Source organism: Micromonospora sp. CNZ309, from assembly GCF_002846525.1.
Map to the genome: position 1 here is coordinate 3226077 of NZ_PJNG01000001.1, position 23029 is coordinate 3249105.

Annotated in this window: 19 protein-coding genes; 8 read left to right on the forward strand and 11 right to left on the reverse strand. The window is 76.9% G+C overall.

Annotated elements, in window-relative coordinates:
- The first annotated feature begins 4 nt into the window (after nucleotides 1-4).
- Entirely contained in the window at nucleotides 5-2470 is a 2466-nt protein-coding gene (locus CLT72_RS12995) for a transglutaminaseTgpA domain-containing protein (RefSeq protein WP_101411910.1), read from the forward strand.
- Between the two features lie 346 nt (nucleotides 2471-2816).
- On the opposite strand, the gene CLT72_RS13000 is transcribed toward CLT72_RS12995, so the two are convergent.
- The 9 genes from CLT72_RS13000 to CLT72_RS13040 form a co-directional block, all read right to left on the reverse strand.
- Entirely contained in the window at nucleotides 2817-3212 is a 396-nt protein-coding gene (locus CLT72_RS13000; RefSeq protein WP_101411912.1) for a DUF3040 domain-containing protein, read from the reverse strand.
- Between the two features lie 115 nt (nucleotides 3213-3327).
- A complete protein-coding gene (locus tag CLT72_RS13005; RefSeq protein ID WP_101411914.1) occupies nucleotides 3328-4587 on the reverse strand; it encodes a DNA polymerase IV in 1260 nt (419 codons plus the stop codon).
- Nucleotides 4588-4638: 51 nt separating this feature from the next.
- Nucleotides 4639-5790 carry an alkaline phosphatase family protein gene (locus tag CLT72_RS13010; RefSeq protein ID WP_101411916.1) on the reverse strand — a complete coding sequence of 384 codons (1152 nt, stop codon included), beginning with the start codon at nucleotides 5788-5790 and terminating at the stop codon, nucleotides 4639-4641.
- A complete protein-coding gene (locus CLT72_RS13015; protein ID WP_101411918.1) occupies nucleotides 5787-6551 on the reverse strand; it encodes a methyltransferase domain-containing protein in 765 nt (254 codons plus the stop codon). Before CLT72_RS13015 ends, CLT72_RS13010 begins: the two co-directional genes overlap by 4 nt.
- Nucleotides 6552-6612: 61 nt before the next feature.
- Nucleotides 6613-6786: a hypothetical protein gene (locus tag CLT72_RS32290; protein WP_172896422.1), complete on the reverse strand. Its 174-nt coding sequence runs from the start codon at nucleotides 6784-6786 to the stop codon at nucleotides 6613-6615.
- A 99-nt stretch (nucleotides 6787-6885) separates the two neighbouring features.
- A complete protein-coding gene (locus CLT72_RS13020) occupies nucleotides 6886-10176 on the reverse strand; it encodes an error-prone DNA polymerase (RefSeq protein ID WP_101411920.1) in 3291 nt (1096 codons plus the stop codon).
- 528 nt (nucleotides 10177-10704) lie between these two features.
- Complete coding sequence (locus CLT72_RS13030) at nucleotides 10705-12267, reverse strand: Y-family DNA polymerase (protein ID WP_101411922.1); 1563 nt, start codon at nucleotides 12265-12267, stop codon at nucleotides 10705-10707.
- Nucleotides 12264-13061, reverse strand: coding sequence for a hypothetical protein (locus CLT72_RS13035; RefSeq protein WP_101411924.1), 798 nt, complete (start codon nucleotides 13059-13061; stop codon nucleotides 12264-12266). The genes CLT72_RS13030 and CLT72_RS13035 overlap by 4 nt, the downstream gene beginning before the upstream one ends.
- Nucleotides 13062-13151: 90 nt before the next feature.
- On the reverse strand, nucleotides 13152-13601 hold the full coding sequence (locus CLT72_RS13040) for an SAV_6107 family HEPN domain-containing protein (RefSeq protein WP_088999217.1): 450 nt from the start codon (nucleotides 13599-13601) through the stop codon (nucleotides 13152-13154).
- 580 nt (nucleotides 13602-14181) lie between these two features.
- Between CLT72_RS13040 and CLT72_RS13045 the strand changes: the two genes are divergently transcribed.
- The 6 genes from CLT72_RS13045 (at nucleotide 14182) to CLT72_RS13070 (ending at nucleotide 19605) form a co-directional block, all read left to right on the forward strand.
- Nucleotides 14182-14670: a YbaK/EbsC family protein gene (locus tag CLT72_RS13045; RefSeq protein ID WP_101415134.1), complete on the forward strand. Its 489-nt coding sequence runs from the start codon at nucleotides 14182-14184 to the stop codon at nucleotides 14668-14670.
- A 76-nt stretch (nucleotides 14671-14746) separates the two neighbouring features.
- Nucleotides 14747-15505: a monooxygenase gene (locus tag CLT72_RS13050; protein WP_101411926.1), complete on the forward strand. Its 759-nt coding sequence runs from the start codon at nucleotides 14747-14749 to the stop codon at nucleotides 15503-15505.
- Nucleotides 15502-16077, forward strand: coding sequence for a GNAT family N-acetyltransferase (locus tag CLT72_RS13055; RefSeq protein WP_101411928.1), 576 nt, complete (start codon nucleotides 15502-15504; stop codon nucleotides 16075-16077). The genes CLT72_RS13050 and CLT72_RS13055 overlap by 4 nt, the downstream gene beginning before the upstream one ends.
- Nucleotides 16074-16982 (forward strand): carotenoid biosynthesis protein, encoded by a 909-nt coding sequence (locus tag CLT72_RS13060; RefSeq protein WP_101411930.1) that lies wholly within the window; start codon nucleotides 16074-16076, stop codon nucleotides 16980-16982. The genes CLT72_RS13055 and CLT72_RS13060 overlap by 4 nt, the downstream gene beginning before the upstream one ends.
- Nucleotides 16979-18106 carry a glycosyltransferase family 2 protein gene (locus CLT72_RS13065; protein WP_101411932.1) on the forward strand — a complete coding sequence of 376 codons (1128 nt, stop codon included), beginning with the start codon at nucleotides 16979-16981 and terminating at the stop codon, nucleotides 18104-18106. Before CLT72_RS13060 ends, CLT72_RS13065 begins: the two co-directional genes overlap by 4 nt.
- 11 nt (nucleotides 18107-18117) lie before the next feature.
- Nucleotides 18118-19605, forward strand: a complete 1488-nt coding sequence (locus CLT72_RS13070; RefSeq protein ID WP_101411934.1) for a phytoene desaturase family protein — start codon at nucleotides 18118-18120, stop codon at nucleotides 19603-19605.
- A gap of 102 nt (nucleotides 19606-19707) precedes the next feature.
- On the opposite strand, the gene CLT72_RS13075 is transcribed toward CLT72_RS13070, so the two are convergent.
- Entirely contained in the window at nucleotides 19708-20397 is a 690-nt protein-coding gene (locus CLT72_RS13075) for a CDP-alcohol phosphatidyltransferase family protein (protein ID WP_088999211.1), read from the reverse strand.
- 43 nt (nucleotides 20398-20440) lie between these two features.
- A complete protein-coding gene (gene metF, locus CLT72_RS13080; RefSeq protein WP_101411936.1) occupies nucleotides 20441-21358 on the reverse strand; it encodes a methylenetetrahydrofolate reductase [NAD(P)H] in 918 nt (305 codons plus the stop codon).
- Between the two features lie 256 nt (nucleotides 21359-21614).
- Here metF and CLT72_RS13085 point away from each other — a divergent pair, with 256 nt between their 5' ends.
- A complete protein-coding gene (locus CLT72_RS13085) occupies nucleotides 21615-23024 on the forward strand; it encodes an NsdA family TPR-like regulatory protein (protein WP_101411938.1) in 1410 nt (469 codons plus the stop codon).
- Nucleotides 23025-23029: the final 5 nt, after the last annotated feature.

The window sequence follows — 23029 nt, forward strand, 5'->3', positions numbered from 1 at the left end:
CCTCATGATCGCCCACCGGAACCTGGGCTTCGTGGCCGCCGTGGCGACGCTGCTCGCCGCCGCGCCGCTGTCGGCCATCTTCGAACGCTGGACGTGGCTGATCCAGGCGACGATCGCGGTGGCGGTGGTCGCCGCCGTCGCCGCGCTCGCCCGGGCGGCGCGCGTTCCGCTCTGGGGCCAGGCGCTGGGCATGCTGGCCGGCCTGACGCTGGCCCTCACCTGGCTCTTTCCCGGCGGCGGCGAGCTGCTGGGCATCGTACCCACCCCGTCGACCTTCACGCACTTCGGCGAGTTGCTCGACAACTCGCTGGAGGACATGCGCTCCTACGGCGTCAAGGTGCCCGACACCGATCCGCTGCTGTTCGTCACGGTCCTCGGGATCGGCGGGGTGGCCGTGGTGGTCGACGTGCTCGCCGTCGGGCTGCGTCGCCCGGCGCTGGCCGGCCTGCCGATGCTGGCGATCTACTCGGTGCCCGTCGCGGTCTACGTGGACAGCGTCCCGGCGGTGCCGTTCGTCGTCGGCGCCGCCGGCTTCCTCTGGCTGCTGGTGACCGACAACGTCGAGCGGGTCCGCCGGTTCGGCCGGCGGTTCACCGGCGACGGGCGCGACGTCGACGTCTGGGAGGCGTCGCCGCTGGCCGCCGCCGGGCGGCGGCTGGCCGCGGTGGGGGTGGCGCTGGCCGTGCTGCTGCCGCTGGCCGTACCGGGCATGACGGGCGGGCTGCTCGACACGCTGGGCGCGGGTTCGGGCAACGGCAACGGCAACGGGCGCCCCGGGCAGGGCGGGACCGGCCGGATCGACCTCTTCGCGGCGCTGAGCGGGCAGCTCAACCAGTCCGAGGTCGCCGACCTGGTCAAGGTCACCACGAACGAGCCCAACCCCTTCTACCTGCGCTTCGGGGTGGCCGACAAGCTCACGCCGAGCGGCTTCCGGGAGGGCACCCCCACGGGGCGCCCCGTCGACGACCTGCCGGCGCCGTCCGCGCGGGGCGCGGAGCAGCGGAAGTACCAGGCCACGGTCGAGGTGACGAAGAACCTCACCATGCCGCTGCTGCCGGTCTACACCGAACCGGTGCGCACCGAGGAACTGAACGGCAACTGGGCGTACGACCCGAGCCTCCAGGTGATCTTCTCCAACCGGGACAATTCACGCGACCGGCGCTACGCGTTCGAGTACGTGCGCTCGACCTACACGCCGGCGGCCCTGCGCCGGTCGCCGCCGCTGCCGGCCGACCACGCCGTACGGCGCCTGCACCCCACTCCGCCGCCGGTGCCCGAGGTCGAGGAGCTGGTCTCCACGCTGGTGCGGGGCAAGGACACCGAGTACGACAAGGTCCGCGCGATCTACGACCACTTCTCCTCGGACAACGGCTTCACCTACTCGCTGAGCACCAAGGGCGGCACCAGCGGGCGGGAGATCGTCGACTTCCTCGACAACAAGGTCGGCTTCTGCCAGCAGTACGCCGCCGCGATGACGTGGCTCGTCCGGGCCGCCGGCATCCCGGCGCGGGTGGCGTTCGGCTTCGCCAACGGCAGCAACTCCAGCGAGGGCACGTACACCCTGACGAACCGCAACCTGCACGCCTGGACGGAGGTCTACTTCAACGAGGTCGGCTGGGTGCCGTTCGACGCCACCCCCGCGTACGGCGTGCAGGGCTCGACCCGCTCGGCCTGGGCGCCGGACATCGACGCCCCGGAGGAGCAGGCGCCGGCCCCCGGCACGTCGAGTGCCCCCGGCGGCGCCGACCCGTCGGCCGGCCCGGCGGGGCCGGCGGGGCCCGAGGAGGACTTCGACTCCGGTCTGGCCCTCGGCGACGCGGCGGCGGCCGAGCAGCGTCCGGTCTGGCCCTGGTACGCCGCCGGTGCGGTGCTCGTCCTGCTCGTCCTGCTCACCCTGCCGGCCCTGCGGCGGGCGACCCTGCGTCGGCGGCGCAGCGGCCCGGCGGCCCCGGCCGCGACGCCGGTACGCCCCGAGGCGGCCGGCGACGCGCCCGCGGACGGGCGGCGCATGGTGGTGCTGGCGGACGCGGAGCGGGCGCGGGCGGACGCGCACGCCGCCTGGGACGAACTGCTCGACACGCTGGTGGACTACCGGGTCCGGATCGACCGCACGGAGACCCCCAGGGCGACCGCCGGTCGGCTGTCCCGGGAGGCGCTCACGGCCGACGCGGAGGCGGTCACGGCGGTAGGCCTGCTCGGCCGCGCCGAGGAACGCGCGCGTTACGCCCGTGACCCGCTGACCGGTGAGCAACTCCTGCCGGCCCTGCGCGCCGTACGCGCCGCGCTCGCCGCGCGGGCCGACCGGCGCACCCGCCTGGTGGCGGCGGTGCTGCCGCCGTCGGTGCTGCTGCGTTGGCGCACGGGCACGGCGGAGGCGTCGTCCCGGCTGGTGGCGGCGGGCGGACGGGCCCGGCACCGGTTGCTGCGCTGGAGCCCGCGTCGCCTGCTGGCCGGCCGGATGGCCCGCTGACCGACGGCCGAACGGGCCGGTAGGGCGTCCTCGCCCTACCGGCCCGTCGCGTTCGCGGGGCCACGCCGAGACGGGTGCCCGGCCGAGCCGGCGAAACGGGATGCGCAGCATGGCGTCGGTGGCGGTACCGGTGGAGCGCGGATTGCCCTCAGGCGCAGGGCCGGCGGGAGCCGAGCGGGCCCGGGCGGGGGGGCCTCAGGGCCGGCGGGCGTGGCCGGCCGGACATGCGAAGAGGCACGCCCGAGGGCGTGCGGAATCGTCAGGGCCGCCGGGCGTGCCGGCGGCCGACTCGTCGGCGCGGCCCGGCTCAGTGCCGGTCCGGGCCGGGCTCAGCGGTAGGCCGGGCTCAGCGGTGTCCCTCCGGGCGCTGCCGCCACCGGTCCTCCATCCGATCCAGGATCGAGGGCCGGCGACCCGACCGACCTCGGGGGCGACGACGACTCGTCGTCCCGCCGACGACGTGCAGGTCGGGCGACTGCGCCCGACGATGCGACTGCACCGCAAACGCGGCCGAGGCCAGCATGACGACGAAACCCGCCACTGCCAGCGGCGGAAGCTTGATCACCGCGCCGTAGACCAACAGGGCCAGCCCGGCGATCATCAAGCCGGCAGCGACGAGCAGGCGACGCCGCGCGTGGAAGCGCGGATCGCTGGCGCGCACGGCCGAGGCGAATTTGGGGTCCTCGGCAAGCGACCGCTCGATCTGCTCGAACAGCCGCTGCTCGTGCTCCGAGAGCGGCACGGCACTCCTCCCCGGTCACGTTGGTCGGCCCGGGCGGGCCGACAGACCGTGGCAGCCAACCGGCTGCTTACCCGCAAGTCTACGAGGGCCCCCGCGCGTCGGAAAGCGGGACGACCTACGGCCGGGGAGGATTTTCATTTCGTCGCCCGTCCCGGGGCCCCAGCAGACTGGCCGGACCTATGACGGACCGCCCGAAACGGGCAGCCGCGGCGTCGGCTGCGGCCTCCGCCTCCCGCCAGCCCCGCTCGGGCGCGCCGAGGGTGAGCTGTCGCGGGGTCTCCCGCGCGGCGGCGAGCCCCTCGACGCGTACGCCGACCAGTCGGATGGGCTCACCCGGGTCGAGCGCGGTGTAGAGCGCCCAGACGGTGTCGAAGATCTCCCTGGCGACGTCGGTCGGTGTGCCGGCCGTGCGGGAGCGGCTGACGGTGCGGAAGTCGGCCAGCCGCACCTTGAGCGACACGGTGCGCCCGACCTGCCCCGCCCGGCGCAGCCGGACGCCGACCTTCTCGGCGAGCGCGAGCAGCGCCCGGCGGATCTCCAGCGGGTCACCCACGTCGACGTCGAAGGTCACCTCGGCGCCGATCGACTTCTCCACGTGCTCCGGACTGACCCGGCGCGGGTCCCGTCCCCAGGCCAGCTCGTGCAGCCCGGTGGCGGCCGCCTCGCCGAGCGCCTTACGCAGCATGCCCATCGGCGCCGCGGCGAGGTCGCCGATCGTGGCCAGGCCCAACCGGCGCAGCGTCTCGGTGGACCGCTCCCCCACCCCCCACAGCGCCGACACCGGCAGCGGGTGCAGGAAGTCGAGCACCCGGGCGGCCGGGACGACGAGCAGGCCGTCGGGCTTGGCGCGGGTAGAGCCGAGCTTGGCCACGAACTTGCTCGGGGCGACGCCGACCGAGCAGGTCAGCCCCTGCTCGGCGGCGACCCGCTCACGGATGCGCCGGGCGATGGCGGCAGGCGGGCCGAACAGCCGCCGGGCGCCGGCCACGTCGAGGAACGCCTCGTCCAGGGAGAGCGGCTCGACCAGCGGGGTCACGTCGCGGAAGATCTGCATGACGGCGGTGGAGGCCGCCGAGTATTGCGGGAAGTCGGGCGGCAGGTAGACCGCCTGCGGGCAGAGCGCCCGGGCCCGCGCGGTGGGCATCGCGCTGCGTACGCCGTAGCGCCGGGCCTCGTAGCTGGCGGAGCTCACCACCCCGCGCGGGCCGGTCCCGCCGACCACGACGGGCCGACCGCGCAGCTCCGGACGGCGCCGGACCTCGACCGAGGCGAAGAAGGCGTCCATGTCGACGTGCAGGATCGGGCAGCCGGAATCGTCGGCGTCCGGCCCGAACCGGGGATCGCCGCCCCGGGGCAACGACTGGCTGCGACCCATCCCCGCAGGCTAGCCCGCACCTGCGACATCCCCGCCCGGCGGGCCGGCGCGTCAGCCGCGTACGACCAGCAGCGGGATCGTCATCTCGGCCGCCGTGTCCGCCCCGTGGTACGCCACCAGCCGGGAGACCGCCGGCGGCTCGGAGCGGGAGGCGGTCACCGCGTACGTGCCGTTGCAGATCACCACCACGTCGCCGATGCGGAGCAGGTGCTCCTCCGCCACCGGGCCGAACCAGCCGGCCGCCACCACCTCGTCGCGCGTACGCACCCGGGCCGCGTCGCCGAGCACCGCCGACCAGGCGGCCACCACGTCGTCCACAGCGCCGGGGGTGACGTGCAGGTAGCGGACCCGGGGCTCCCCGGCGACCACCTCCAGCCCGGCGCGCAGCCGGGGGTCGGTGTCCAGGTCGATGCGGTGCCCGGCCGGGATGTCGAGCTGGCCGTGGTCGGCGGTGACCAGCAGCGCGGCGTCGGGCGGCAGCCCGTCGACGAGCCGGGCCAGCAGCCGGTCCACCTCGGCCGCGGCGATCCGCCAGGGCGCCGAGTCGACGCCCGTGAGGTGGCCGTGCCGGTCCAGGTCGGGGTGGTAGCCGGAGACCAGCGTGGGCCCCGCGCCGACGGCCAGGGCGGCGAGCATCCGTTCGGCGAGCGCGTCGACGCCGGACGCGCCGCGGTAGTCGCCGCCCCGGTTGGCGGCCAGCGTCAGCCCGCTGCCGCCGAACTCCGGCCGGCTCACCACGGTCACGGCGACCCCGGCGGCACGGGCCCGTTCCAGCTGCGTACGCACCGGCTGCCAGCGCAGCGGCGCCGGATCGGCCGCCCACTCGATGTGGTTGAGCACCCGGTCGGTCCCCGGCACCCGCACCGTGAACCCGAGTACGCCGTGTGCGCCGGGGGCGGCGCCGGTGCCCAGCGTCACCAGGCTGGTCGGCGTGGTCGACGGGAAGCCGGAGGTCAGCTGCCGGCCGGCGGTGGCGGCGAGTCCCGCCAGGGTCGGCGCGTGCGGGGCGGCGGTCGGGATCTGGTGCCAGCCGAGGCCGTCGACGAGCAGCACCGCGATCCGGCGTACCCCGGGCAGCGCGGCCCGCAGCCCGAGCGGGTCTGCGGCGCCGGGCACGTCGAGCACGGCGAGCGCGGCGGGCAGGACGTCGGCGAGGCTGGCGTCGCCGTAGCGCGGCCCGACGATCTCCAGCGGGTCGGTCATGGGCGGCGGGCGAACAGGTGCAGCTGGGCGGCGAGGTCCCGCCAGGGCGCCCGCGCGGCGAGTGCCCGTTCCAACTCGACCAGGGCGGCCGGCTGTCCGTCGGCGACGGCGGCGGGAAGGAGGTCGGCGAGCACGCGTACGCCGTGGATCTCCTCCACGACGAGCCCGGCGGCGCCGAGCAGCGCGGCGGCGCCGTCGGCGTCGTAACGGCGGCGCAGGGTGTCCCGGCTGCCGGCGGTGCCGGCCGGGTCGGCGGCCAGCGCGGCGGCGACGTCCAGGTGCCCGTTCATGGCCCGGCCGAGCACCGCGGCGGCCCGGCCGGCGACCAGCACGCTCGCGGCGCCGCCCGGGCGCAGCGCGGCGGCCAGCGCGGCCACGACCGCCGCCGGGTCGTCGACGACCTCCAGCACGGCGTGACAGAGCACCAGGTCGGCGCTGCCCGGCTCGACCAGGCCGGCGAGCGCGTCGCCGTCGCCCTGCACGGCGCGGACCCGTTCGGCCACGCCGGCCTCCGCGGCCCGGCGGGTCAGCGCGGCGAGCGCGTCGGGGCTGGCGTCGACCACGGTCACCCGGTGCCCGGCCTGGGCCAGCGGCACGGCGAAGCCGCCCGTGCCGCCGCCGACGTCGAGGACGGTCAGCGCGGCGCCGGGACGGCGCTCCAGTTCGGCGCGCAGCACCGACCAGATCACGGCGGTACGGGGGGTCAGCGGCGGCCCGGCGAGCCGGCCTGGGGTCTGCTCCACCCGGTCGAGCCTAGTCACCCGGTCCAGCCGAGCCGAGTCGCACCGGCGGCGACCCGGCCGGCTCCCGGACCACGGATGGTCAGGACTCGCCGGTGGCGGCGTCGTCCTCGGCGCGCGAGCGCAGGGCGTTGGCCACCGGGCCCTCGACGATCTCGTACTCGCGCGGTTCGGTGTGGTGGCTCGGGGTCCAACCGGCGCCGAGCCGGGTCCGCCGGGAGTTCGCCACCCCGCCGCTACGGTCGTTGTTTCCCATGATCGTTCGTCCCCCTCGTGCTCACGCGGGCCACTCTGCCCGCGCGAGCTGGAGTGTCCCTCCATCGGGCGCGGAAAACCGTAATGTGGATCACTGCCGTCAGCGGAAGTCGCGCGAGGCCGGACTGACCGGGGGCTCGATCGCGTCCAGCCGGTCGGCGGTGAGGTTGATCACTCCCTCGTGCCGGTGCAGCCGTCCCCGCACCACCAGCGCGGCGCTCGTGCGGGCCACCCGCCGGTAGCGCTGCCACAGACCCGGGGAGCAGGTGACGTTGAGCATCCCCGTCTCGTCCTCCAGGTTGAGGAAGGTGACCCCGCCGGCGGTCGCCGGCCGCTGCCGGTGGGTGACGATCCCGCCGACCCGGATGCGCCGACCCGGTTCCACCCGACCGAGCCGGGCGATCGGCACCGCGCCGAGGGCGTCGAGCCGGGGCCGGATGAAGCTCGCCGGGTGGCTCTCCGGCGACAGCCCGGTCGCCCAGACGTCGGCGACCAGCCGTTCCACCGCCTCCATCCCGGGCAGGGTCGGCGCGGTCGCGCCGGTCACCGTGCCCGGCAGCCGGCCCGGCCGGTCCTGGGCCGCCGCGCCGGCGGCCCAGAGGGCCTCCCGCCGGGACAGCCCGAAACAGGCGAAGGCGTCCGCGGTGGCCAACGCCTCCAGCTGCGCGGCGGACAGCCCGACCCGCCGGGCCAGGTCCGGCATGTCGCGGTACGGCCCGCGCGCCGTCCGTTCCGCCTCGATCCGCTCGGCCACCCCGTCGCCGAGGGTACGCACGCCGGACAGCCCGAGCCGGACGGCCGGCCCACCCAGCCCCCAGGCGTGCGGCGGCTCCCCCGCAGCGCTGCCCCACCGGGTCTGCGGGGTGGATTCCAGCACCGCCAGGGCGCCGCTGGCGTTGATGTCCGGCCGGCGCACCTCCACCCCGTGCCGGCGGGCGTCGTCGACGAGGGTCTGCGGCGAGTAGAAGCCCATCGGCTGGGCGTTGAGCAGCGCGGCCAGGAAGGGCCCCGGGTGGTAGCGCTTGAGCCAGGAGCTGGCGTAGACCAGGTAGGCGAAGCTCATCGCGTGGCTCTCCGGAAAGCCGTAGCTGGCGAACGCGGAGAGCTTGCGGTAGACGTCGTCGGCCAGCTCGCCGGTGATGCCCCGTTCGGCCATGCCCGCGTAGAGCCGGTCGGCGATGCGGGCCATCCGCTCGGCGGAGCGCTTGGCGCCCATGGCGCGGCGCAGCTGGTCGGCCCCCGCCGCGTCGAAACCGGCCAGGTCGATGGCGAGCTGCATCAGCTGCTCCTGGAACAGCGGCACGCCGAGGGTCTTCTCCAGCGCGTTGCGCATCAGCGGGTGCGCGTAGGTCACCGGCTCCTGGCCGTTCTTGCGCCGGATGTACGGGTGCACCGAGCCGCCCTGGATCGGGCCGGGCCGGATCAGCGCCACCTCGACCACCAGGTCGTAGAACTCGCGGGGCTTCAGCCGGGGCAGGGTGGCCATCTGGGCGCGGCTCTCCACCTGGAACACCCCGACCGAGTCGGCCCGGCAGAGCATGTCGTAGACCTCGGGGTCGTCCAGCGTCATGTCGCCGAGGTCCAGGCTCATGCCGATCATGTCGTAGCCGTAGTGCAGCGCGGAGAGCATGCCGAGCCCGAGCAGGTCGAACTTGACCAGGCCGACGGCGGCGCAGTCGTCCTTGTCCCACTGGAGCACGCTGCGGCCCGGCATCCGCCCCCACTCCACCGGGCACACCTCGATCACCGGCCGGTCGCAGATCACCATGCCGCCGGAGTGGATGCCCAGGTGCCGGGGGAACGTCTGCAACTCGTTGGCGTACGCGACCACCTGCTCGGGGATGTCCGCCACGTCGACGGACGCCACGGAGCCCCAGCGGTCGATCTGCTTGCTCCAGGCGTCCTGCTGGCCGGGCGAGAACCCGAACGCCTTGGCCACGTCGCGCACCGCCGAGCGGGGCCGGTAGGAGATGACGTTGGCGACCTGCGCGGTGTGCTCCCGGCCGTAGCGGGCGTAGACGTGCTGGATCACCTCCTCGCGGCGGTCGGACTCGATGTCGACGTCGATGTCCGGCGGGCCGTCGCGCTCCGGGGCGAGGAAGCGCTCGAAGAGCAGCCGGTGCCGGACGGCGTCCACGTTGGTGATCCGCAGCGCGTAGCAGACCGCCGAGTTGGCCGCCGAGCCCCGCCCCTGGCAGTAGATGTCCTGCTCGCGGCAGAACGTGACGATGTCGTAGACCACCAGGAAGTAGCCGGGGAAGCCCAGCTCCTCGATCATGTTCAGCTCGTGTTCGAGCTGCGCGTACGCCCTCGGGTGCGCCTCGGGCGGGCCGTAGCGCTCGCGGGCGCCGGCGTGGGTCAGGTGGCGCAGCCAGCTCATCTCGGTGTGCCCGGGCGGCACCGGGTACGCCGGCAGCCGCGGCGCGACGAGCTGGAGGTCGAAGGCGAGCTCGGCGCCGAACTCGGCGGCCCGCGCCACCGCGCCGGGGTACGCGGCGAACCGGGCCGCCATCTCGGCGCCGCCGCGCAGATGGGCGGTGCCGGCCGCTGGCAGCCAGCCGTCGATCTCGTCCAGGCTGCGCCGGGCCCGTACGGCGGCGACGGCGGTGGCCAGCCGACGCCGGCCCGGGGTGGCGTAGTGCACGTTGTTGGTGGCCACCGTGGGCAGCCCGGCCGCCGCCGCCAGCTCGGCGAGCGCGTCGTTACGGTCGGCGTCGACCGGATGCCCGTGGTCGGTCAGCTCCACCGCCACCGTCTCCGCGCCGAACAGGGCGGTCAGCCGGTCCAGCTCGCGGGCCGCCGCGTCCACCCCCTCGGTGAGCAGCGCCGCCGGCACGTGCCCCTTGCGGCAGCCGGTGAGCACCAGCACGTGGTCGCGCAGCTCGGCGGCGACCTCCTCCAGCCCGCCGTAGACCGGGCGGCCCTTCTCCCCGCCGCGCAGTTGGGCGCGGGCGATGGTCGACGCCAGCCGCGCGTACCCCTCGTGGCCGTGGGCGAGCAGCAGCAGGTGCCGCCCGAGCGGGTCGGGCTCGCCGTTCTGCGGGCCGGGCAGGTCCAGGGAGAGTTCGGCGCCGAAGACGGTCGGCAGGTGCAGCGCGCGGGCCGCCTCGGCGAAGCGCACCACCCCGTAGAAGCCGTCGTGGTCGGTGACGGCGAGCGCGGTGAGGCCCAGCCGGGCCGCCTCCTCCGCCAGTTCCTCGGGATGGCTGGCACCGTCGAGGAAGCTGAAGTTGGTGTGCGCGTGCAGCTCGGCGTACGGCACCGCGTCGTCGGGGCGGGCCACCTCGGGCGGCTGGTAGTGCTCCCGCCTGCGGCTCCAGGCGGGAGAGTCGCCGCCGTCGGCGTCCACGGCCAGCGGGTCGACCACGTGCAGGTGCCGCCCGTCGCGCACCCGGCCGCCCTCCCCGTCGGCCCGCCCCTCCCTCGCCGATCCTCCACCCGACCGGCCCGCACCCGACCGGCCCGCACCCGACCCGCCCTGGCCCGCACCCGACCGGCCCGCACCCGACCGGCCCTGGCCCACGCCAGGCCGCTCGGCACCCGGTTCACCCGCGCCCGCGCCAGACCGGTCGGTACCCGACCGGTCGGCACCCGATCTGCCCGGGCCCACACCCGATCGGTTCGGGGCTGATCGTCCGGTGCCGGGTTCCCGGCCGGAGAGCAGGCGTTCCAGCTCCGACCAGGGCAGCTTCGGGTTGTGGAAGCTCACCGGAGCCCCTCCGTGCGGACGACCGGAGAGATCTTGGACGATTTCGGCCCCTGGAGGGGCCGGATCTCACCAAGATCCGGCGGCCGGTGGTCGGCGGTCCCACGAACGGGGCAGCTCGACAGCGCCGGACGGCGCTCCGGTGCGGCGCCAGCGCGTCCGAGCCGCCCCGCCGACAAGGCACCGCACCGACCGGTGACCGTGGGCGGGCGCTCAGTCATAGATCGCCTCCACCAGCCACCGGCCAGCCTCGACGGCGAGCAGCAGGGCCGTACCGTCGGCCAGACAGACCTGGAACCGGGCCCGGCGGCGGCCCTCGGCCGGCACCCACCAGCGCTCGTCGACCGGCCACGGGCCGGCCCACCCGACGATCTCGACCGACCGGGCGGCGCCCACGGCCAGCCGGGCCGGGTCGGCGCTGACCTGGAGCCGCGCGCTGACCTCGACCGGCGTGCCGGCGGCGTCATGCACGACCGCCGCGAGCGGGTCGGGCAGCACCACGGCCGGCGCGGGCGGCGGCAGCCGACCCGGCCAGGGCGGCGCGACGGGACGCGCCGGCAGGCGTTCGTCGCCCCACGGCACCAGGCGCACCTGGTCGGCCGGGGAACGCCCGCCGCCGAGCACCGCGGTGACGACCGCCTCGGGGCCGAGGATGCCCTGCACCCGGCTCAACGCCCGGTGTGCCCGCTCCCGCTCCTCGCCGGTCTCCCCCCACAGGCCGGGTTGCAGGCCGGCCTGCGCGAGCACTCCGTCCGGGACCAGCCGCAGCCGGATGATGCCCGCCGTCGGGCGGGTCGCTCGGGTGCCGGCCCGACCGGTGCTGCCGGACAGCCAGCCGTCGAGCTGCCAGCGCACCCGGTCGGCGATGGCCCCGGCGGTGAGCAGCCCGTCGTGCCGCCAGACCCGGTGCAGTTCCTGGCCGTGCGCGGTGACCGCCTCGATGCCGAGCCGGGTGCAGGCCAGCCCGTGCGCGGCGAGCCGGTCGTGCAGCCGTTCGGCCAACGCCCGGGCGGCGAAGGCCGCCGCGTCGACCCGGTCGAGCGGCTCGTCGTGGTCGGCGGTGACCGCGAGGTCGACGGGGGGTCGCCGGACGGCGAGCGGGCGGTGGTCGCGCCCGCTCGCCAGCCGGTGGGCCAGCGCGCCGTCGAAGCCGAACCGGGCCAGCACGTCGCCGGCGGGCAGCGCGGCGAAGTCGCCCAGGGTGCGTACGCCGAGTCGGCGCAGCAGGTCGGCCAGGGCCGGGCGGCCGAGCGCCTCGACCGGCAGGTCGGCGAGGAACCCCGGTGTCCCGCCGGGCGGAACGATCCGTCCGTCGCGGGCGGCCAGCCCGGCGGCGAAGACCCCGTCGGCGATGCCGACCTGACTCTCCACCGCGCAGGCCTGGGCGACGTGCTCGACGATCCGCTCGGCGGCGGCCTCCTCGCCCCCGAGGTAGCGGCTCGGCCCCCGGGCGGCCACCGCGCACGCGCCGGGGCGTACCACCTCGACGCCGGCGACCAGTTCCTCGACGGCGGCGACCACCGGTTCGAACGCCCGGGCGTCGCGCCCAGGGTCGTACTCGACGGCGGTGAGCTGCGGGCAGCGGCCCTGGGCCTCCCGTCTGCGCAGCCCCCGGCGCACCCCCTCGGCGCGGGCCCGCTCGGAGCAGGCGACCACGCGATTGGCGTGCAGTACGGCGACCGGGTCGGTGGCCGGCACCCCGTCGACGATCTCCGCGGCGAGGACCGGCCAGTCCGGGCACCAGAGCAACAGGGTCCGCGCGGGCACGGCGGTCACGACGGCGCGACCAGGGTGAGCGCGGCACGACGGGACGGGCCGGCGGGTGTGGCGGTGCCCGGGCCGACCGGGCGCAGCCGACCGGCGGTCGACCGGCCGGTGGCGGAGACGACGGCGGCGGGAGCGGAGCGGGGAATGACCCGGGTGAGCCCGTCCCCGGGCAGCCAGACCTTGATCTCCTTCGGACGGGCGGCGGCTCCGCGCCCCCGCGCGGAGACGGTGACCTCGCGGCGGCGCAGCCGGCCCCGCCCCTGCCCGAGCCCCTCCCAGGCGCCCCGGACCACCTGGAGGGTCACGTCCGCGCCGTCCCACCGCCCGTAGGGGACGAGGACGCTGCCGCGCTGCCGGGCCCGGGCGGCCAGCCGGTCGGCGACCGTGGCGGAGACCGCCGTCGGCACGGCGGTGACCACGACGTCGACCCCGTCGATCAGCGCGGCGATGACGGTGGCCCACTCCGGACCCGGGTGGGGCACCAGGGCGAGCCGGTCCAGGGCGATGCCCAACTCGGCGGCGGCGCCCGCCCCGAACGAGGGGACCCCGACCACGGCGCACCACGAGCCGGCCCGGGACGCCTCGGCGAGCAGCGCCAGGACCAGCGAGGTGCCGCCGCTGCGCCGCGGTTGGCCGGTGGCGACCGCGATCGTGCTGCCCCGCCGCAGTCCCCGGTTGGGCAGCAGCCCGGTCAGCTCCGGCGCCACCGGTAGCACCCGGTGGCCACCTGCCGGGTCCGGCGCGCTCGCCGGGCGCACCAGACCGGCCAGTGCGGCGGAACCGACCACCATCCGGCCCGCCATCGGACCTACCCCCCGTCGTGCTGTCGGATCAGACGTGCGTGTGGCGGGACCCGGACACCCGGTCGCCGCCGGATGGCCGGGGACGCCCGGTCAGGCCGCGAGGCCGTCGAGCGCCGGCTGGTGGGCCACGCCGAGCGCGTCCTCCACGACCGTGACGAACTGCTCGGCGGAGCGCAGCAGGTCGTCGGCCTCCCGGGCGGTCACGACCCGTGGGATGCCGGCCTCGGCGGCGGCCCGCTTGCCGGCGCCGAGAGCGAAGAAGCGGGCCCACTCGTCGAGCTCGGGGGCGACGCCGGAGAGCAGGACCCAGACGCTGGTGACCCGGTGCCGTCGGGCGGGGGCGGGACGCGCCCGGGCGGCGAGCACGGCCGCGGCGGCACGGAGCGCGGCCAGGTGGGCGGCCGCGTAACGCAGCCCGTCGGGACGGGTCTGAGCGGCCTCGGCCAGCCCGCGCCGGGCCACCGCGAGAAGCTGGGCGGGGGTGCGGTGCGGCAGCACGTGCGCCGGCACCGTCGGTGCCTGAGCCGGGTTGGTCGGCATGGGACTGTCTCCTCCACGTGGCCGAGGCGCCGCCCCGGAGACGGCCCTGGGCCGCCGGCGGGACGCCGGGTCGAGTGGTGCGGAGGAAGACGCACCGGGGGTGGCCGGCCGGGTGTGGACGCTTCCCCACACCACACCCGGCCGGCGTTACCGGCGGGTTCGTCGCCCGCCGCCCGGGGGTCGTGGGCGGCGGGCGACGCTCCTGCCTGACGGGCCCGGACTCGCGACTGCCCGGGACCCAGGTGCGGCCCGCGGAGCCGCACCGCCCGGAGCCGCGCCGCGAAACACCGCCCCGGGTCTATTGGAACGGGCGTTCGAGGCAATCGAACACTCGTTCTAACTGCTGCTGACAGTACACCCTCCCCCCGACGAAAATGCAACGTGTGACGCGCGGACGTCGGTCGACGTCGCGGCAGGTGCCGGGCTCGGGCGTACGCCGCCGTGGCCGTGGCGCGGGGGACCACGGCGGTCGCCTCCGCCGGCGACGGCCGTCCCGTCCTCGGGGTCGCCATGGGTGCGCGCCCCGGCCACGGCACGGCCGGCTGAGCCGCCGACGCGGGCACCGGGAAGAATGGCCGGCATGCAGCCACACCCGAACGTACGGGCGGTGCAGGACGTGCTCGACGCCGCGGGCGCCCGGGACGCGTCCGACGCGCCCAGCGTCGTCCGCCTGCTGCCCGACGCGGTGCACACCGCCGCGGCCGCCGCCGAGTCGCTCGGCGTCGGGGTCGGCCAGATCGCCAACTCGCTCGTCTTCGACGCGGACGGCACGCCGCTGCTGGTGCTCACCTCCGGCGCGCACCGGGTGGACACCGCCGGCCTGGCCGCGTCCATCGGGGTCGACCGGCTGCGCCGGGCCACCCCGGAGTTCGTCCGCGCGCACACCGGGCAGGTGATCGGCGGGGTCGCCCCCGTCGGGCACCCGCACCCGCTGCGCACGCTGGTCGACACCGCACTGGGGTCGTACGACGAGATCTGGGCGGCCGGCGGCGTGCCCCGGGCGGTCTTCCCCACCACGTACCCGGAGCTGCTGCGGGTCACCGGCGGCGTGCCGACCACGGTGGCCTGAGCGAGCGGAGCGGACGGACCATGAGGCACAGCAGCGTGGCACCGCGCGCCGCCGTCGAGCGCCGTGAGGCGGCGGCGTGAGCGGACGCAGCGACAGCGGAGCGGACGTCCCGGAGCTGGTCACGCTGCACGTGTGGCGTACCGCCCGCGCCGCGCTGCCCAGGGCGTTGGCCCGGATGGCGCTCGACCCCCGCCGGCTGCGCGCGCTGCCCGGCGTACGGTTCGGCAAGCTGCTCGGCACCGGGACCGGCACCGGCTTCGGGCCGGGCGACGCGGACCTCACCCGGTGGGCGGCGCTGACCGTGTGGGACTCCCCCGCCGCCGCGGCCGGCTTCGACGGCTCGCCGGTGGGGCGCGCCTGGGCGCGGATCGCCCGCGCGTCCGTCCGGGTCGACCTGCGGCCGCTGAGCAGCCGGGGCGAGTGGTCGGGGCGACGGCCGTTCGGGGAGCCGCCCGGCGGCCGGGTCACCGGCCCGGTGCTGGCGCTGACCCGGGCCCGGCTGCGGCCCCGGCGGGCGGCCACCTTCTGGCAGGCGATCCCCCCGGTGGCCGCCGCGTTGCACGCCGCGCCCGGGCTGCTGGCCCGCTTCGGCGTCGGCGAGGCCCCGCTGGGCTGGCAGGGCACGGTGAGCGTGTGGCGCGACCCGGCGGACCTCGTGGCGTTCGCGTACCGTCACCCGGAGCACCGCGCGGCGATCATGCGGACCCCCACCGAGGGGTGGTACGCGGAGGAACTCTTCGCGCGGTTCGAGGTGCGCGACGTGGTGGGCGACCGGGCGGTGCTGGGGTGGGTCGCGGACGGCGATCCGGGAACGGCGGAGGGTGCACGGGCATGAGGTTGGTGCGGTGGACGCCGGACGATCTCGTCCGACGGCTGGACGACGTGGTGGCCGTCTACGGCGAGGCGATGGGATACCGCCCGGAGCTGCTGGAGGCCCGGCGCGGCTACATCGCCACCCACGTACGCCGGCCCGGCTTCCGCGCCGTCGCCAGCCTCACCAGCGAGGGGCACCTGGCCGGCTTCGGCTACGGCTACCTGGGCGGCTCCGGGCAGTGGTGGCACGACCAGGTCTGGCGGGCCCTCGACACGCCGACCCGGCAACGCTGGCTGACCCACTGCTTCGAGGTGGTCGAGCTGCACGTCCGCCCGCCCGCGCAGGGGCACGGCCTGGGCGCGCGGCAGCTACGGGCCCTGCTCAGCCTGGCGGAGGGGACGACCACGCTGCTCTCCACCCCCGAGGCCGACGAGCAGCGGTCACGGGCCTGGCGGCTGTACCGCCGCTTCGGCTTCCTCGACGTCCTGCGCGACTTCCGCTTCCCCGGTGACGAGCGCCCGTTCGGCGTACTCGGCCGGGACCTGCCGCTGGAGCCGCCGACACCCACCCCGCCCGGCCGGGGCGCCCCGTGACCCGTCGGCTGTCCTGGGCGCTGCTGGCCGCGCTGGTGCTGGCGCAGATCTGCTACCCGCTGACCGCCGGGCAGACGCGGGCGCGGCTGACCGTCGCCACCGTCGTGCTCGGCTACCTGCTCTCGGTCGGCCACGCGCTGCTCAGCCGGGGCCCGCGTACGGCGGCGGCGCTGGTCGCGGTGGCCACGGGCGGCGGGTTCGCCATCGAGGCGCTCGGCGTGGCCACCGGCTTCCCGTTCGGCAGCTACGACTACTCCGGCGAGTTGGGGCCGAAGCTGGCCGGGGTGCCGCTGATCATCCCGCTGGCCTGGACGTGGATGGCCTGGCCGGCCTGGCTGGCGGCCACCCGGCTGACCGGCGGCACCGCCGACGGCAGCGGGCCGGGGACCGGCAGCAGGCCCGCGACCGGCAGCGGGTCGGTGGTCGGCAGTGGTGCCGGTGGTCGGCAGGGAAACCGGTTCCCCGTCCGGCGGATCGCGCTGGCCGCCGTCGGGCTGGCCGCCTGGGACCTCTTCCTCGACCCGCAGATGGTGGCCGAGGGCTACTGGGTCTGGCGGGACGCCACCCCCGCGTTGCCCGGGCTGCCCGGCATCCCGGTGAGCAACTACCTGGGCTGGCTGCTCTTCGCCGTGCTGATGATGAGCGCGCTGCGCCCGCTGGCCGGGCCCGCCGTGGCCACCACCGACGGGCGGGACGCGCCGATGTTCGCGCTCTGGCTGTGGACGTACTTCTCCAGTGTGCTGGCCCACGCGGTCTTCCTCGACCTGCCGGCGTCGGCGCTGTGGGGCGCGGCCGGCATGTCGGTGGCCGCCGTGCCGCTGGTGGTCACGTTGCTGCGCTCGCGCCGCGACCATCGGCACCGGCCCCGCCAGCCGCAGCGCCCCGGCGTCGACGCGACGGCATGACCGCCGTCCTCGCGCTGCTGCTCGGCGTGGCCGCGCTGACCGCGCACACCCTCGTCAACGCCGGCCGCTGGCTGCGTCGCCCGGCCGAGCGGCCGGCGCCGGTCACCGAGACCGTGGCGGTGCTGCTGCCGCTGCGCGACGAGGCCGCGCGGGTCACCCCCTGCCTGCGCGCGCTGCTCGCCCAGCGGGGCGTGCCCCGGCTGCGCGTGGTGGTGCTCGACGACGGCTCGACCGACGGCACCGCGGACGTGGTCCGCGCGGTGGCCGGCGACGACCCCCGGGTCACGCTGCTCGACGGGGTCGCCCCGCCGCCGGGCTGGCTGGGCAAGCCGCACGCCTGCTGGCAGCTGGCCACCCGGACCGACCCGGCGGCGACCGCGCTGGTCTTCGTCGACGCCGACGTGGTGCTCGCCCCGGACGCGGTCGCGGCGGCCGTCACCGAGCTGCGCGCCGCGCGGGTGACGCTGCTGTCGCCGTACCCCCGGATCCTGGTGGCGACGGCGGCCGACCGGCTGGTCCAGCCGCTGTTGCAGTGGCTGTGGCTGACCTTCCTGCCGCTGCGGGCGATGGAGCGCTCGCGGCGACCGTCGCTGGCCGCCGCCGGCGGGCAGTTCCTGGTGGTGGACCGGGCCGGCTACGACGCGGCCGGCGGGCACGCCGTGGTGGCCGGGAAGGTCCTGGAGGACGTGGAGCTGGCCCGCGCGGTCAAGCGGGCCGGCGGCCGGATCGCCCTCGCCGACGGCTCGCGGCTGGCCGCCTGCCGGATGTACGAGGACTGGCCGCAGTTGCGCGACGGCTACTCGAAATCGCTCTGGGCGACCTTCGGCAGCCCGGTGGCCGCCGCCGCCGTGGTGGCCCTGCTGCTCCTGCTCTACACCGCGCCCCCGCTGCTGGCGGTCGTCGCCCTGGCCGCCGGCGCGCCGGCGGTGGCCGCCACGGCCTGCGCCGCCTACCTGCTGGGGGTGGCCGGGCGGGCGGTCAGCGCGCGGGCGACGGGCGGCCGGTGGTGGCCCGACGCGCTGGCACACCCCGTGTCGGTCGTGGTCCTCGGTTGGCTGACCCTGCGGTCGTACCATCTGCGGAAGCGGCGTCGCCTGTCCTGGCGCGGCCGCCCCGTCACCTAGGGAGGCGCGGCATGGCGCGGATCGTGGTCGTCGGCGCCGGCGTGGGAGGGTTGGCCACCGCCGCCCGGCTGGCCGCCACCGGGCACCAGGTCACCGTGCTCGAACGCGCGGAGACCGTCGGCGGCAAGCTCGGCCGGTACGTCCACGACACCCCGGCCGGCCCGTTCCACTTCGACACCGGGCCGAGCCTGCTTACCCTGCCCGACGTCTTCCACGACCTGTTCGAGGCGACCGGCGCGAAGCTCGACGAGTACCTGGACCTGACGCCGGTGGACCCGATCGTGCGGCACGTCTTCCCCGGCGGCGGCCCGGCCCTCGACTCGTGCGCCGACCCGGCCGAGTTCGCGGCCCGCATCGGCGCGGCGTTCGGCGACCGGGCCGCCGCGGACTGGCAGCGGCTGTGGCGCCGGGCGGCGCGGGTGTGGCAGGCGTCGCACCGCGACATCCTGCGTCGCCCGATCGACTCCCCGCTGGACCTGGCCACGCTGGCCTGGCGGCTGGGCGACCTCGCCGCCATCGGCCCGGGCCGCACACTGCGCGGGCTGGGCCGGCGGCACCTGTCCGACCCCCGACTGCGGATGCTGCTGGACCGCTACGCCACCTACACGGGCGCCGACCCGCGCCGGGCGCCGGCCGCCCTGGTCGCCGTCCCCTACGCCGAGCTGGCCTTCGGCGGCTGGTACCTGCGCGGCGGGCTGGGCACGCTCGCCGACGCGCTGCTGACCCGCTGCCTGGACCTCGGCGTGGTCGTACGGACCGGCGCCACGGTCACCCGCATCGACGCCGCCGGCGGCCGGGTGCACGGCGTACGCCTGCGTGGGGTCGCCGCCCCGGTTCCCGCCGACGTGGTGGTGGCCAACGTCGACGCGCTCACCCTCTACCGGGACCTGCTGCCCAGCCCGCGCCGGCTGACCGGGCTGACCGACCGCAGCCTGGCCGGCTTCGTGCTGCTGCTCGGCGTGACCGGGGACTCCGGGCTGGCCCACCACAACGTGTTCTTCCCCCGCGACTACGACGCCGAGTTCGACGCGGTGTTCGGCCGCCCGGGGCGCGGCGTGCGGGCCCGACCGGCGGCCGACCCCACCGTCTTCGTCACCGTGGCCGACGACCCGGTGGTCCGGCCGGCCGGCCACGAGGCGTGGTTCGTGCTGGTCAACGCCCCCCGGCACGGCACCGCCGCCGGGGCCGTCGACTGGCGCCGGCCCGGCCTCGCCGAGGCGTACGCCGACCGGGTCCTCGACGTGCTGGCCGAACGCGGCGTCGACGTGCGGGACCGGCTGGCGTTCCGGGAGGTCCGCACCCCGGCCGACCTGGACGACGCGACCGGCGCGCCGGGCGGGTCGATCTACGGCACCGCCGGCGGCCTGCTGCGCCCCGCCAACCGGGGCCCGGCGCACGGGCTGTGGCTGGTCGGCGGCTCCAGCCACCCGGGCGGCGGTCTGCCGATGGTGACGCTCTCCGCCCAGATCGTCGCCGACGAGATCGGCCCCGCCTGGTAGCTACGCGCCGCGGCGACGCCGAGGGCCTCCCCGCCGCCCGGACGGCTCGGCGCGGGCCGGTGCGAGCTGGTTCGGATCGGCGCGGGCCGGTTCGGCCCGCGGTCAGCCGGCGTCGATCAGGGCGCGGCGGACGGCGGAGAGCAGCTGACCGAGACCGAAGCCGGCCAGCAGCACCCAGACGGCGGTCGCCATGGTGATCGTGCCGGCGGCCAGGTCCGCCTCGATCAGCCCGGTCAGCCCGGCCAGCAGCAGCCCGACCAGGGCCACCGAGACCCGCGTGGGGCGTTCCCCCACGGTCACCGCGCCGAGCTCCCGCATCCCGGCGGCCACCGCCCGGGAACGGACGTACTCGTGCAGCCAGGAGAGCGCGCCGGCCGTCACGACGAGCGCCCCCGGCGCGCCGATCAGCCAGAACGCGGCCAGCCAGGCGACCTCACCGAGCCGGTCGGCCAGCGAGTCGTAGACGTAGCCGAGCCGGGAGGTGCGGTTCGTGGCCACCGCCACCGCCCCGTCGACGCTGTCCGCCACGGCGGCGAGCAGCACGAACAGCGACGCGAGGAAGGGACCGTCCTGCGGCCGTACGGCGAACAGCGGGACGCAGGCGCAGAGCAGCACGCCCACCACGGTGACCGGGGTCGGACCGACCCGCAGCCGGCCCAGCACGAACCCCACGTGGTAGGCGAACCGCAGCCAGGCGCGGACGACCGGGGCCGCCGCCCGGGGGTCGAAGCCCCCGTGCAGCCGTGCCCAGGCCGTGGCGTACTCGTCCCAGTTCAGCTGTGTGCCCACCACGGAACAACCGTCGCACCGCCGCTCAGGTGTCGCGGCAGCGGGGTCACACCCGCGCGCCCACCTGGAGGTTCTGCCAGACCTCGCGGGTGGCGGTGGAGCGGTTGAGGGTGATGAAGTGGATCCCGGGCACGCCCTCGGCGAGCAGTCGCCGGCACATCTCGCTGGCCTGTTCGACACCGAGGCGGCGGACCGCCTCCGGGTCGTCGGCGACCTTCGCGAACCGCTCGGCCAGGGCCGGCGGGAACGGCGCCCCCGAGAGCTGCACCGAGCGCTCGATGGTGCCGATCTGGGTCACCGGCATCACGCCGGCCAGGATCGGGGTGTCGCAGCCGGCGGCGGCGACCCGGTCGCGCAGCCGCAGGTAGTCGTCGGCGTCGAAGAACATCTGGGTGATCGCGAAGTCGGCGCCGGCCCGGCACTTGCGCACGAAGTGCTCGGTGTCGCTGTCGACGTCAACTGAACGCGGGTGCTTGTAGGGGAAGGCCGCCACCCCGACGCTGAAGTCGCCGGCGTCGCGCACCAGGCGGACCAGGTCCTCGGCGTAGAGCACCCCCTCGGGGTGGCACACCCAGTCGCCGCCCGGGTCGCCCGGCGGGTCGCCCCGCACGGCGAGCACGTTGCGCACGCCGACCCCGGCGAGCCGACCGATGACGTGGCGCAGCTCGGCCACGGAGTGGTTGACCGCGGTCAGGTGGGCCATCGGCAGCAGGGTGGTCTCGGTGGCGATCCGCTCGGTAACGGCCACGGTGGTGTCGCGGGTCGACCCGCCCGCGCCGTAGGTGATCGAGACGAACGACGGGCGCAGCGACTCCAGCTCGCGGATCGCCTGCCACAGCAGCCGCTCGCCCTGCGCGGTCTTGGGCGGGAAGAACTCGAAGGAGAAGGTCGGCTGCCGGTCACGGATCAGCTCCCCGATCGCCGGCTGCGGATTGGGGAGAACCGATGGAAGACCGAGCGCCACGTCACGACTCTAGCGGGCCGGGCCCCGCGTACCGACACCTTCCCACACTGGTGGACACCGGGCGCGGGGATCGGCGGCGTACGGGCGGCGGGGCCGGAAAGCGTCGTACCCACGGAGTAGTCATGTGACTGCGCGGGGTGGGACCGGCCGGAGCCGGGCCCCCGGGGGTACGCGCGGGGGTCAGCATCCACCGGTGGCGCACCGGCCCGTTCCGGGGCCTGCGCCGCCGCCGCGCCGACACCCGCCCGGAGGACCGATGACGTCGCCCCCGCCGCCCGGCCCGCAGTTGCTCGGGCCCCTGCTCGCCCAGCTCCGGCTGGCCCGGGGCTGGAGCCAGCTGCGGGTCGCGGCCGAGCTCTGCGCCGCCTCCGGTGTGCCGACCCTCAGCCGGCACGAGGTCTCCCGGTGGGAGCGGCAGCAGCGCGTGCCCGGGGAGTTCTGGCTCGGCTGGCTCGCCGTCGTCCTCGCGGTGCCGGTCGACCTGCTGACCGCCGCGGCGGCCCGCACCCGCCGCCTCGCTCCGCCACCGGCCTTCGGCGGGTCCCGGCCCCGGGCGGCGCTGCTGGGCCTGGCCCAGCGCTGGCTCGCCGACCCGCGCGCCGCGCTGCTGCCCGGCCCGCCCACGCGGTCGGCCGGCGCGGGCGACGACGCCGGCCGCCCGGCCGGGCCGGGGCTGCCCGATTCCAAGGCGGTGGCGGCCGGCGGGCCGGTGCGGCTGGCGGAGCTGCGTCGGCTCGACGACCTCGTCGGCGGCGCCGACCTGGTCGGGCTCGGGGCACACCGGCTGGGACGCGCGGTGCGGGCGCTGTCCGGATGCGGCACCGCCGCGCGCCCTCGGCTGCTGCTCGAACTGGCCGAGTCCGCCCAGCTCGCCGGCTGGCTCGCGGCCGACGCCGGGGACGCCGCCGGCGCGCTGCACGCCTACCGGCTGGCGTTGCGCGCCGCCGCGACGGCCGGCGACCCGGCCCTCGCCGGGCACGTGCTCGGCTCGGCCAGCCACCTGCTCAGCGGCGTCGGCGACCCGGAGGGCGCGCTGGTGCTGGCCCGCACCGCGTACGCCGGGGCACGTCGGTCGACCGGCCCCGGACTGCGGGCCCTGCTGCTGCACCGGGTGGCCCTGGCCACGGCGCTGGGCGGCCGGCCGGGAGCGGCCCGGCAGGCGCTCGACGCGGCCCGCCGGACGACCGACGCGCCGGAGGCGGGCCGGGAGCCGCCGTGGCTCTACTGGCTCGACGGGGCGGAGCTGGCCGCGATGGCCGGGCGCACCCTGGTCGCGCTGGGCCGCCCGCGTGCGGCCGAGGCGCCGCTGCACGCCGTCCGGCGGCGCGGCCCGCGCACCTCGGCGATCTACGGGGCCTGGCTGGCCCGGGGCTACCTGCAACTCGGCGAGGTGGAGCGGGCCTGCGCGGTGGCCGGGGAGGCGCTGCTCGACGCGGTCCGCGCCGGGTCGCCCCGCGCGCTGGGCCAGCTGGCCGACGTGCGCCGGCGGCTGGCCGGGCACGGCGACGAGCCGGCCGTACGGCGGTACCGGGCGCTCGCCGCGTCGGCCGCCCCGTACCTGCCGCGTCCGGGGCCGCCACCCGGGCCGGCCGGCGGGCGGGCTCCGGCGGGACGTACGGCGCGTCGGCCCCCCGGTGGCGCGACGGGCTGCACGCCGACCGGATAGCGTCG

Bases quoted from the DNA above. Each gene is read 5' to 3' on its own strand.
- CLT72_RS12995 (WP_101411910.1), top strand. From the start codon at position 5: ATGATCGCCCACCGGAACCTGGGCTTCGTGGCCGCCGTGGCGACGCTG.
- CLT72_RS13005 (WP_101411914.1), bottom strand. From the start codon at position 4,587: ATGGGTCGCAGCCAGTCGTTGCCCCGGGGCGGCGATCCCCGGTTCGGG.
- CLT72_RS13010 (WP_101411916.1), bottom strand. From the start codon at position 5,790: ATGACCGACCCGCTGGAGATCGTCGGGCCGCGCTACGGCGACGCCAGC.
- CLT72_RS32290 (WP_172896422.1), bottom strand. From the start codon at position 6,786: ATGGGAAACAACGACCGTAGCGGCGGGGTGGCGAACTCCCGGCGGACC.
- CLT72_RS13035 (WP_101411924.1), bottom strand. From the start codon at position 13,061: ATGGCGGGCCGGATGGTGGTCGGTTCCGCCGCACTGGCCGGTCTGGTG.
- CLT72_RS13040 (WP_088999217.1), bottom strand. From the start codon at position 13,601: ATGCCGACCAACCCGGCTCAGGCACCGACGGTGCCGGCGCACGTGCTG.
- CLT72_RS13045 (WP_101415134.1), top strand. From the start codon at position 14,182: ATGCAGCCACACCCGAACGTACGGGCGGTGCAGGACGTGCTCGACGCC.
- CLT72_RS13055 (WP_101411928.1), top strand. From the start codon at position 15,502: ATGAGGTTGGTGCGGTGGACGCCGGACGATCTCGTCCGACGGCTGGAC.
- CLT72_RS13065 (WP_101411932.1), top strand. From the start codon at position 16,979: ATGACCGCCGTCCTCGCGCTGCTGCTCGGCGTGGCCGCGCTGACCGCG.
- CLT72_RS13070 (WP_101411934.1), top strand. From the start codon at position 18,118: ATGGCGCGGATCGTGGTCGTCGGCGCCGGCGTGGGAGGGTTGGCCACC.
- CLT72_RS13085 (WP_101411938.1), top strand. From the start codon at position 21,615: ATGACGTCGCCCCCGCCGCCCGGCCCGCAGTTGCTCGGGCCCCTGCTC.